The following is an 11,865-nucleotide window of genomic DNA, read 5'->3' as shown; positions in this document are numbered from 1 at the left end:
TACCTGGAACCGGAGATCGCAATTATGGCACGACCTATTTATGTACTGGGACACAAGAATTCCGATATGGATTCTGTCGCGTCCGCCTACGCCTATGCACGACTGTTGCAACTACAAGGCGAAGAGAGCGCCATTCCAGCCCGCCATGGCGAATTAAAGCCAGAAGTGCAGTTTGTCCTGGAGCGCTACAGCGTTGAAGCCCCTGAAGCCCTCGAAGATGTCTATCTACAAGTTCGAGATGTTATGCGCCGGGGAGTTATTTCTGCCTATCTAGATCAACCATTATTAGAGGCCGGTCAACTCTTACAAGAGCATGATCGTGGATCTATGCCTGTCATCGATATCGATAATCGCGTTCACGGCATGATTGCCCACGATGACTTTGCCAAACTTTTCTTTATGGATCTCGATCCTCAATCTGTCAATCGTATTCCTCTGCATCGCGACAATATCGTACGTGTCCTGAAGGGGCGGGTCCTCGTTGAAGGTCGCCGGGCCCTGGGCGAGCGCGTACTCGTTGCTGCTATGCAATCTGAGACAATGGCCGATTATGTCGAACCTGGCTGTCTCGTCATCATCGGTGATCGCGAAGAGGCTCAGCTTACAGCTATCGAACGTGGTGCGGCTGCACTGATCGTTACTGGCGATCTCCTCATCTCGGAACGCACATTAACAGCGGCCCGCAAAAATGGTGTGATGGTGATCAGCACCGGGCATCATACGTTTACAGCTATCCGCCTGATTAATCTCAGCATGCAGACACAGGAGATTATGAACCGCGAGTTCTCCTTCTGCCATCCTGAAGATCATATGAGCGAGGTCCAGGCCGCTCTGGCCCGTCTTCATTCTATGCCAGTGGTAGATAATGATGGCAAATTAATGGGCTCTATCTCGCGTACCGATCTGATTAAAGCTCGTCCCAAACGTGTTATCCTCGTTGACCATAATGAGCAATCTCAGGCTGTCGATGGCATCGAGGAGGCTGAGCTACTCGCGATTCTCGATCATCATCGCATTGCCGATGTTCACACGACCAAGCCCATTACGTTCCGCGCTGAGCCAGTAGGCTGTACAGGCACGATCATTGTAGGGCTCTATCATGAGGCCGATATTGAGATTCCTAAAGATGTCGCTGGCCTCCTGCTGGCAGGATTGCTTTACGATACACTCATCCTTCGCTCTCCCACCTGCACACCACGCGATGAGCGCGTTGCCGCTGAACTGGCAAAAATTACTGGCGAAGATATTGAGGTCTATGGACAAGAGATCTTTAATGCCGCTGCCGCTGATCTGGCCGAAAAACCTGCTGAAGCACTGATCACGTCCGATTTCAAGGAGTTTACAGCTGGTAGCTTGAAATTTGCAGTTGGAACCGTTGAGACTGCCAGCCCTGGCATGATAGAGAAACGCAGTAAAGAATTGCGCTCGATGATGCAGAGCATTACCCACGAGCGCGGCTATGCTTCCTTCCTGTTTATGATCGTGGATATTATCAATATGCGCTGCCATCTCCTTATCTACGGTGGCGAAGATGCAGTTGCAGAAGCATTTGGGGCTCGCCTGGAGCCTGATGGACATGCTATCGTTGTAGAAGGCCTGGTCTCCCGTAAAAAGCAGGTTGTCCCCCTTCTGCCACGTATTCAGTCTATCCTGGCAGAAACCGCCAAATCCCGCTAGCCCTTTTGCCAATAATGCACTCCAACATGAGTGGAACGTCATAACGAAACGTTGCTCTCTTTAGAACATTCAAACGTTACAGGCGGAGGCAGCCAAACAGCTTCCGCCCTGTCATCCACTTTCTCTTATGGTCAGGGCATTCCTCCTTTTATGGTCAGGGCATTCCTCCTTTTATGGTCAGGGCATTCCTCCTTTTATGGTCAGGGCATTCCTCCTTTTATGGTCAGGGCATTCCTCCTTTTATGGTCAGGGCATTCCTCCTTTTATGGTCAGGGCATTCCTCCTTCTGGTTGGTCCTCTCATGACCGGTGGGTTTCCAACAGGAAAAAGGCAATTCCTGCATCAGGTCGCTCTTCCGAACTTATAGCCTCTTCTGCAAAAACGAAAAAGCCCTGTCTTATGGTAACAATACTGTAAATTCCAACATGAAACTGATATAATCTGTGCAATTCTGGTAATATGATATGCATGAGATATAGAGGAACAGCTATTTTATGACTATTCCACCCCAAGGAGTGCTTCTACTTGCTGTTCAGGCAGGAGATCAACATGCTTTTGAATGCCTTGTAGAACCCTATCAGCGTGAATTGCTCACCCATTGCTATCGCATGCTTGGCTCCTACCACGATGCTGAAGATCTGGTACAAGAGACTCTGCTACGAGCATGGGAGAAACGTGCCAGTTTCACCGATCAGGGATCATATCGAGCCTGGTTATATCGCATTGCGACTAACCTCTGCCTCAATATGCTTACCAGAAGTCCCAGGCGTTCTTTACCTCCAAATAGCTCTCATAAGAGCGATCCTACACGCCCATTGCCCAGGCGGGCGTCTGAACCAATCTGGCTGGAACCTTTTCCAGATGAACTGGAAGCTTCTTATGAGAGTGACCCTGAAGAAAAGGCCATGCAGAGCGAATACATAAGATTAGCTTTCCTGACAGCAATCCAACAGTTAACACCTACGCAACGCGCTATACTGCTCTTACGTGGTGTGCTCGATTGGGAGGCCCGTGAGGTAGCTGAGTGGCTCAATCTCTCCGTTGTAGCAGTCAATTCAGGCTTGCAGCGGGCTCGACACACTTTGCGGCAGCATCAGGTCCTTCCAGAAGCAAGAGCGACCCTTCCACCCTCTCAACTCCAACCACTGCTTCAGCGCTATGTAACACTCTGGGAGCAAGGAGATATTTCTGGATTAGTGGGGCTGATGCGAGAAGATGCATGGTTTACCATGCCACCGATTCCTGCCTGGTTCCAGGGAAGGAAGGCGATTGAGACGCTGTTTCGGACAAGCATCTTCTCTATGGCCCAACAATGGCGTCTGCTTCCCACTCATGCTAATGCCAGCCCTGCCTTTGGACTCTATAAGCACAATACCGAAACAGCTACCTATCAGCTCTTTGGCCTGCTAGTTCTCGACTTCGATGGCGAACTGATTGCCAACACGGTCACTTTTCTGGAACTGCACAGTCTATTGCCCTTCGCACTCCCTGACACGTTCCCTGCTTTCTAACACATGGCCCATCCTTCCCCAACTCATAGGGAGGATGGGCCATGGAGAAGAATATGTGCTAGTTGAGATTACTTTCGCTTACGATTCTTGAGTCCTCTTAAGCAGCTCTCTTGACCTGAGAAATGCACCATACTCCATGGCTTCTCTAGAAAGAGAGAGACAGTTTTCTTTGGAGAGAGGGAATTTGAGATGCTTTTCTAGCTTTTTGTACTCTTTACCTTACAAAGGGATGAGAAGCACTACTAACTCCTTATCTGGTAGTCTCTTCAATGGATGAAACTGGTGTCGCTTCGACGATGCGGAAGATAGGATGACGATCCGCAATAGCAGTGTAAGCTTCCAGTGGCTCATCTGGCCCAACCGTGAAGGCAAAGTGCCCACTGGGGCCAGATGAGTCACCACCTAAATGCTCCATCTGCCGAATAAAGGTTTGCAGGATCGGCCCACGCTCTGGTACGGCAACCTCGACTATCGTCACCCGAAGCAAATGCTGGCCCTTGGTCAAGATGCCCCAACCCGATAGGCGAAGATTCTTTACCCAATCCGCCTCAGCAAAAGCTGCTACCAGATAGCGCTGACCATCGCTATCTAACGGTGCGACGGGCGTTGCACGCATTTGACCACTATTTCGTCCTGGCACGCTGAATAGATGAAGAGGTCCCATGTGTTCTGTCAAGTGGGGCTGGCGTTTGAGCGTCTCATTCAACTGAAGTACTTCTTCTGGCAATTTTGGTCTGATCATAGCTCTCTCTACCTTTCATCAAATGGTGATAAGATAATATGTCTTCGCAGGTGTTTGCGAGAGGTGGCAATCACCTTTCATTGATAGAACACAAGAGGCAACCCAAACTCATCGCAAACTCCCTGTCAAATTGCCACAGCGCACCAGATCTTTGTCATCCCTCTTTACTATCGCATAACTGCTCGCTAAATAAGTCTTGAAATTGTCCGTTTCAGGATCGACCTTTGTGGTGTAGAAATCGGATCGCGTGTCTCCCAATACTCATAAATAAGAGTAATTTTGTGTAATTAGAAAGAAGATCACTCAAAGAGAGGTACTTCTTCGTTATGTTTAATGGATACTGATGCAGGTATGCATCTTATTAAGCAGTACAATGCGTACTGGATACAGAGAGTTTTAAAAAACTCTTCGATCTAAAGATACAAAGGATAACACATGCAATTACCTTTGACGCGATTGCGGTATCAGTTGCTGCTGGGGATTCTCTGCCTCTGCCTGTCCAGTTGTTCAGGACCCACACAGTCTGGAACACCTACCTCAGGCCAGAGCAATGGACCAGTGACGCCAGTATCTGGCCCTGGCACTGGTGTTCAGAACGTACAGGTATTTGTAGAGCCTGACGCAGGCGATGCCCCGATAGTTGACGCGATTCAACACGCAAAAAAATCAATCTGGCTGGAGATATATCTGTTAACGGAGCGCAATATCATAAATGCACTTGAGGATGCCGCCCACGCTGGCATTGATGTGCGCGTGATGCTGGAAGCCCATCCCTATGGAAGTGGGAGTATTTCACCGAAAGAAACGCTCGATAAGCTCAAAGCAACGGGTGTCAAGGCTCAGTCTGCCAGCACACTCTTCTCCCTCACTCACGAGAAGGGTATGATTATTGATGGGCAGGCTGCCTATATCATGACTTGCAATTTTACTCTTTCAGCCCTGGGTGGCTCCAGTTCTACCACAAACCGTGAATATGGTATTATTGATACCAATCAACCAGATATACAGGCTATGAGTTCGATCTTTACGGCTGACTGGAACCGCACTAATGCTCAGTTTAATGATGCAAATCTGGTGGTCAGTCCTGAAAACTCACGCACTGATTTTGTGGCACTCATCAATAGTGCCCACCAATCGTTGGCGGTAGAGGCAGAAGAGATGCAGGATACTGAGGTCGAACAGGCTCTGATCAATGCGGCCAGACGTGGTATCCAGGTTCAGGTCATTCTCCCAGGCGCTGATTCATCTGGCAATGACAGCAATAGTACGGGTATCGCAACCCTTAAGCAGGGGAATGTCCAGGTCAAAGAAGATCCTCACCTCTATATGCATGCCAAGCTCATCGTGGTAGATGGGAAAGAGGCCTTTGTGGGCTCTGAGAACATCTCAACGGCCTCGCTTAATCGCAATCGTGAAGTCGGTCTGCTCGTTGCCGATGCGACCGTACTTACAACGTTACAACAGACTTTTGGGCAGGATTGGTCTGACTCCCAGACAGTTTAGGTATGCATACTTACCGATCAATCTGCCCTCCAGAATACGTCCAGTGTTTTTCACTGTTGTCTCTATAGTAGCTTGCTTGCATATCATGGTAGGATACACCTGGAGTTACTAGAGGTGACAAGTCATTCTACACATAGAGGAGTTAAGATTTTTATGGTTACAGAGATTGCCATTTTCACAGCGCTTCCAGAGAAAGAGGAAGAACTCGGGGCAGGGATTATTCAGGGGCTGGAAGTGATTCGCCAACATCCCCAATGCGTCTCGGCTCATGCCACACGCTGTGTCGAGCGTCCTGGCCGCTATATGCTGACCGTTGGCTGGACGTCCCTTGAAGCCCATATCGAAGATTTCCGCAATGGACCACTTTTTGCACAATGGCGCAGCAATATCAATGGGTTATATGAAAGCAATCCTGAAGTCTTCCACTATCAAGCATTCTAAGAAGAATGGAAAAGTAGCCAGGAATTTTTTTTCTTTTCGAAGTGGAAACAGGAGTAGCTACCATGTCCGATGTGCAAGGTGAGGTTCAATCATCGCCCTCAACCGAGAGTGTACACACCCATGTCGAAAAACCCGAGAGCAGCGAGGAAGAACTCGCTGCTCACGTTGCGCAACTTCGTCATCAGATCGAAGAGGCCAACTATCAATATCATGTGCAGGACAATCCAACCTTAACCGATATTGAGTATGACCTATTGCTAAGCGAGCTTCAACAGATTGAGCGTGAGCATCCCGAACTTCAGACGCCTGACTCGCCGACTCAACGGGTAGGAGCCAGCCCCATCCAGGATGTTCCTCAACATCGCCATCCACGCCCGATGCTCAGTCTCGCCAACGCACGAAGCGAACAGGATCTGCTCGATTGGCATCGACGAGCACAAAATATTTTACCAGATACGACCTTCAGCTATGTCTGTGAGTTGAAAATCGATGGCCTGGCTATCGCTCTCACTTATGATGAAGGCCGCTTGAGCATTGGAGCCACGCGGGGTGATGGCATGATCGGCGAGGATTGGACCCCCAATCTTCGTACGGTGCGGACTGTCCCGCAACGCCTTAGAGGTGAGAAGATCCCTCCTCGGACAGAGGTCCGAGGCGAGATCTATATGCCCATCAAGAACTTTGAACAGTTAAATGAGGAGATGAGCGACTCACGACTATTTGCAAATCCACGTAATGCGGCGGCTGGCTCGCTGCGTCAGAAAGATGCTCGCGTTACCTCCAATCGTCATCTCCATTTCTTTGCCTATCAGCTTGGGTATGTTGATGGCATGGATGTCAGAAGCCACTGGGAGGCGCTGGAGCTTCTTCGTGAGTGGGGCTTCCCCATTAATCCTCATATCCAACAGGCAAAAGATCTCGATGAGGTGATGGCCTATTGCAATAAATGGGAAAAAGAGCGCTTCAATCTCCCTTATGAGATCGATGGCGTTGTGATTAAAATTAACGATTTTCATCAGCAAGAGGAGCTGGGCTCAGTGGCACGAGATCCTCGCTGGGCGATTGCTTTTAAGTATCCACCAACGCAGGTTGCCACACAACTACACGATATTCGCGTGAATATTGGACGGACTGGCTCGGTAAACCCCTGGGCGGTTCTGGAACCTATTACTATTCGTGGTGTTACGGTCTCACGGGCCTCTCTCCATAATGAGGGTGATATTCAACGCAAAGATCTGCGTATTGGCGATTGGGTCCTGGTCCAACGCGCTGGTGAGGTCATTCCTCAGGTGGTCAAACCTGTGGTGGAGCGACGCACTGGTCAGGAAGAGGTCTATTCCCTGCCGGCTCATTGCCCACTGTGCGGGACCGAGATTATGCGCATTCCCGATCAGGCGATGGCTTACTGTCCCAATACGAACTGTCCCGCACGCAATCTGGAGAGCATTATCCACTTTGTCTCAAAAGGGGCGATGGATATCAATACGATTGGCGAAAAGATGTGTGAACAGTTAGCAGATGCTGGCTATGTGAAAAATGTCGCCGACTTCTACGATCTCACTCACGATCAACTCTTAGCTCTGGAAGGGGTAAAAGAGAAGAGCGCCGATAATATGCTGAAAGCCATTCAAGAGAGCAAAAAACAGCCGCTCTCCCGCCTCCTCTTCGGGCTAAATATACGCTATCTGGGCGAGAAAGCGGCTCAGCTTATCGCGCAGGCATTTGGAAATATTGATCGCCTGTTAGAGGCTCAGGAGGCCGATATTATCAGCGTAGGAGGGATCGGTCCCAAGATTGGTCAAAGCCTCTATGCCTGGCTGCAAGATGCCAACAATATCGCACTTCTCGATCGATTACGTGCGGCTGGCATTACTATGACTGAGGAACAGAAGTCCATCAGTGGCCCCCTGAATGGTCAAACATTCCTCCTGACGGGGCGACTGGAGACGATGAGCCGCTCAAATGCAGAAGAGGCAATCAAAAAGCTTGGTGGTACGATTGCTTCAGGGGTCAGCAAATCGCTCTCTCACCTGATTGTTGGTGAAGACGCTGGTTCGAAATTGGCCAAAGCGCAGAAAGCTGGCGTGCCCATTCATGATGAGCAATGGCTCAGCGATCTCCTGCAACACTATACGGCATGATCTATGACCGTCGTTATCGTGGTTGAGGCATGAAGCAACCATGATAACGATGGCTGGTACACCAAAAAAAGCTTTAACAAATCACAATCTCATCACTCTCCTGAAATATTTTTGAAACTCCGTTGTACAAATTGCTCCTGACTGCTATACTACACCTACGAAACTGGAAAGGTGAAGAGCATCGCCAGTTTTTCTCTGGACCGAACAAACCAACCATTCGTATGGCAATTCGCAAAGGAGGTCTACGGCAGACCACCAGGATGTATAGCCAGACAGCCTCTGCGTAGTGTATCAGGAGGAATTGGGTTTATGAAGGTTTATAGGGCGGAACAGATTCGCAATGTGGCATTGATCTCTCATGTTGGTGCAGGCAAAACATCTCTTATCGATGCAGCCCTCTATAACAGCGGAGCTGTAACCCGCCAGGGCAAAGTTGATGAGGGAACCTCGGTCGTTGATTATGATCCCGATGAGATCAGACGACGCATGTCCCTCAATGTAAAAGTCCTGCCAGTGGAATGGAAAGACCACAAGATTAACTTTATCGATACTCCCGGCTATGCCGATTTTAGTGGTGAGGTTATCGCGGGCCTACGGGTGGCCGATGCTGCGCTGGTGGTTGTCACTGCTGAAAAAGGCGTTGAAGTTGGGACAGAATTAACCTGGAAATATGCAGACGAACGCAATCTTCCCCGCATCGTGCTCGTCAATAAACTTGATCGAGAAAATACTGAATTCGTGCAAGCCCTGGAATCCCTCCGCGCTCACTTTGGCCTCAAAGTTGTCCCTCTCCAGCTTCCTATCGGTGAACAATCCGGCTTTAAAGGCGTTATTGATCTGATCAAACAAAAAGGTTATACCTTCGAGAATGGTACGAAAATACAAGAGGTGGCGATCCCACCAGAACTTCAAGAGAGCCTTACCAGCTATCGTGAACAATTAATTGAATCTGCGGTTGAGGCCGATGATGCAATAATGGAAAAGTTTCTCGATGGGCAGGAGCTCAGCGAGGAAGAGCTCCTCATGGTGGTCAAAAAAGGGACACGGAGTGGCGAGCTGATTCCCGTCCTCTGTGGTTCAACGAGCAAGAATATTGGCATCCAGACGCTGCTTGATGCCTTGATAGACTACCTGCCCAGCGCAGCTGAGAGCACTCCTACAGAGGTGAAGGCCTTTGGGAACGCCGCTTCGGCCTTTGTCTTCAAAACTGCTGCTGCACAGGTCGGTACGATCTCGTCCTTCCGGGTCTATAGTGGCAGTCTGAAGCCCGATAGCCATCTGACAAATCTCCAGACAAAAGCCGATGAGCGCATAGGCCAGTTAATCACTCAGCATGGCAAAACGCAAGAGAATGCGATTGAGATCCCCGCTGGCGACTTTGGGGCCGTCGCTAAATTGACTAATACGCATACGGGGGAGACGCTTACTACGAGCAAGGATGTGGCGCAACCTCTGCCCTCTATTACGTTCCCCGCTCCCTGCTATACTGTTGCGGTCGTTCCCAAAAGCCAGACCGATCTGGACAAGATGGGGAATGCACTCGCGCGAATTGTTGAAGAGGATCATACACTTCGCGTAGGCCGCGATCCCGCAACTGCTGAGACGCTGCTCTCTGGTATGGGTGAGGCCCACCTTCAGATTGCTCTGGAGACAATTAAACGCAAATACGGGGTGGAGCTCGAGTCGCACGATCCACATATCTCCTATCGCGAGACGATTCGCAAGAAGGCTCGTGCCAATGGTCGCCATAAACGACAGAGTGGAGGGCATGGTCAGTTTGGCGATGTCTGGCTTGAGATCGAACCCCTGCCACGCGATAGCGAACAGACGTTTGTCTTTGAGGATAAAATTGTGGGCGGCGTGGTGCCGAATCAGTTTATTCCAGGCGTTGAGAAAGGGGTACGTGAATCTTTAAAGCGCGGCTTCATCTCGGGCAATCCGATGCTCTACGTCAAAGTCTCTCTGGTAGATGGCAAATATCATCCTGTCGACTCCTCCGCCCAATCCTTTGAGGTTGCGGCTTCACTGGGCATGCAAGAGGCCGTTCCACAGGCCAATCCGGTGCTGCTGGAGCCTCTGATGAATGTGGTCGTCACAATCCCTGAATATAATATGGGTGAGGTGATGAGCGATATCAATACCAAACGCGGACATGTGCTCGGTATGGAATCGCTCGAGAATGGTATGCAGCAGATCAGCGCTCTGGTTCCTCAGGCTGAGATGTTACACTATGCCACCGATCTGCGCTCGATCACCCAGGGACGAGGCTTCTTCACGTCCGAGTTCGCCAGATATGAAGAGGTACCAGCAGCGATCCAACAAGAGATTACTGCCCACCATACAGCCCTCCACAAAGAGAAGGCTGCACAACACGGCAATTAAAGTATCATTCGTCTGACTATGTGAAGAAGAACGTACATTGGAGCACACAGAAGATGCTCTCCAGTCATTGGCCCGACAAGGTCTGCACTTTATCAACAGATCCTGTCGGGCCAGTGCTTATGCTGTATCAATCTGACTGCTCATCCTCTTGCGTTAAAGATGCATCAAGCTACTACTGCCACTACTAGCAGACTGGCTATACTAGAGGCTTACCTTCAGAAATTTTCCTGGATGTTTTTTACCGAAATATCTGCACTGGTTGTAAGTGATAGTGGGATAGCAGCCTCCCAAAGTAGCTCTTTATCTGAAGCGCGAAGAGCATATACGGACCCACTGTCATCTCCAATATACACAACTTCATGCATGCCAACGGGCGATGATTGGAAATGTCCTTTTGTTTGATAGTACCAGAGAGGGCTGCCATCATCAGGCTGGTAAGCAGAAAATAGCCCTTGATTCGTACTCACATAAAGAATCTCATTTATTATACACAGCTCTGTTGGGCGGCTTTCTGACGGAGCATCTTCTAGAGACTGTTGCCAAAGCAAAGCTCCATCACTTACATGAAGTGCACACAGAAAAGCCTGCCACCAATATGTTACTTCTCCCGATGATGCCATTCTTAATTCAGCACCAGCCAGATAGACTCTATTATTATGAATAATAGGAGCGGAGCACACTTGACCTGTTTCTTCAGGCTCCCATCTCCAGAGAACCGCCCCATTTTCCAGCCGTACAGCTGAGCAACTGTGAGCATTACTAAAATAAAGGATACCATTGTGAATAGTGAATGAAAAAGCGCTTGTATCTGGGAGAGGTATCTTCTGTAAAAGCCTCCCATCTTTTGATCCAAAAGCATAGAGAAAGGGCTCTAATGGATGATTGACCCCTGGAGCTAAATATACTATCTTATCAATGACAAGAGGAGCAGTAGTCACTATTGGTCCTAGATATGTAGGAATATCTGGGCCAGGATCTATGCTAGAATACCATAGTAGAACTCCATTGTTTGCTTGAAGCGCGTAAATACTCCCTTCTACAATACTTACATACACTACATTATCAATAATAACTGGACATTGAGAAAGACGGCCCTTTGCATGATAACTCCACAAAAGAGTACCATCATGACTATCAATAGCCTGGACAAGTGAAGTATGAATATCCGTCGTGTTTACATACATGATGCCATGGAGAAGAGAGAAATGGCTTGTTCCAGATCGGTGATGCTGATATTGCAAGCTACCATTTTTACTATCGAGCACATAAATGTCCTTCTGCATGATATAAATTGCAGAATCATCAACTCTTAGACTGGGGGGAAGGCCAGTTCCCATGGTATTGCTCCTTGCGAATAGTACATAACTGCTTCTTATATGCTCATAGTATACTATCTCCAGCGATCTTTTAGCTATTGAAGATGGTGTACTATAAGTTTCTAAGAGTATTCTAAAGAGTTACTCATAAG

The 11,865-nt window shown here is 48.9% G+C and carries 8 protein-coding genes; 6 read left to right on the top strand and 2 right to left on the bottom strand.

All coding sequences use genetic code 11. The features are described 5' to 3' along the window. Positions 1-24: 24 nt before the first annotated feature. The gene (locus EL628_RS08095; protein ID WP_161975341.1) at positions 25-1,677 is read left to right on the top strand and encodes a putative manganese-dependent inorganic diphosphatase; all 1,653 of its coding nucleotides are present in this window, start codon (positions 25-27) and stop codon (positions 1,675-1,677) included. A gap of 494 nt (positions 1,678-2,171) precedes the next feature. Beyond that, positions 2,172-3,188 (top strand): RNA polymerase subunit sigma-70, encoded by a 1,017-nt coding sequence (locus EL628_RS08090; protein ID WP_126579447.1) that lies wholly within the window; start codon positions 2,172-2,174, stop codon positions 3,186-3,188. Positions 3,189-3,438: 250 nt separating this feature from the next. Here the strand turns inward: EL628_RS08090 and EL628_RS08085 are convergent, their stop codons facing one another. Continuing rightward, complete coding sequence (locus tag EL628_RS08085; protein WP_126579446.1) at positions 3,439-3,930, bottom strand: PNPOx family protein; 492 nt, start codon at positions 3,928-3,930, stop codon at positions 3,439-3,441. Positions 3,931-4,365: 435 nt separating this feature from the next. Here EL628_RS08085 and EL628_RS08080 point away from each other — a divergent pair, with 435 nt between their 5' ends. The 4 genes from EL628_RS08080 (at position 4,366) to fusA (ending at position 10,397) form a co-directional block, all read left to right on the top strand. Next, on the top strand, positions 4,366-5,433 hold the full coding sequence (locus EL628_RS08080; RefSeq protein WP_126579445.1) for a phospholipase D-like domain-containing protein: 1,068 nt from the start codon (positions 4,366-4,368) through the stop codon (positions 5,431-5,433). A gap of 153 nt (positions 5,434-5,586) precedes the next feature. Further along, positions 5,587-5,874, top strand: a complete 288-nt coding sequence (locus tag EL628_RS08075) for a putative quinol monooxygenase (RefSeq protein ID WP_126579444.1) — start codon at positions 5,587-5,589, stop codon at positions 5,872-5,874. Between the two features lie 62 nt (positions 5,875-5,936). Continuing rightward, complete coding sequence (gene ligA, locus EL628_RS08070) at positions 5,937-8,015, top strand: NAD-dependent DNA ligase LigA (protein WP_126579443.1); 2,079 nt, start codon at positions 5,937-5,939, stop codon at positions 8,013-8,015. Between the two features lie 309 nt (positions 8,016-8,324). Beyond that, positions 8,325-10,397 (top strand): elongation factor G, encoded by a 2,073-nt coding sequence (gene fusA / locus EL628_RS08065; protein ID WP_126579442.1) that lies wholly within the window; start codon positions 8,325-8,327, stop codon positions 10,395-10,397. A gap of 215 nt (positions 10,398-10,612) precedes the next feature. On the opposite strand, the gene EL628_RS08060 is transcribed toward fusA, so the two are convergent. After that, positions 10,613-11,734: an outer membrane protein assembly factor BamB family protein gene (locus tag EL628_RS08060; RefSeq protein ID WP_126579441.1), complete on the bottom strand. Its 1,122-nt coding sequence runs from the start codon at positions 11,732-11,734 to the stop codon at positions 10,613-10,615. Between the last annotated feature and the right edge of the window lie 131 nt (positions 11,735-11,865).

Source organism: Tengunoibacter tsumagoiensis, assembly GCF_003967535.1.
Taxonomy (GTDB): Bacteria; Chloroflexota; Ktedonobacteria; order Ktedonobacterales; family Ktedonobacteraceae; genus Tengunoibacter; species Tengunoibacter tsumagoiensis.
Note: the sequence above shows the minus strand (reverse complement) of the source record. Positions and strands in the feature narration are given on the sequence as shown.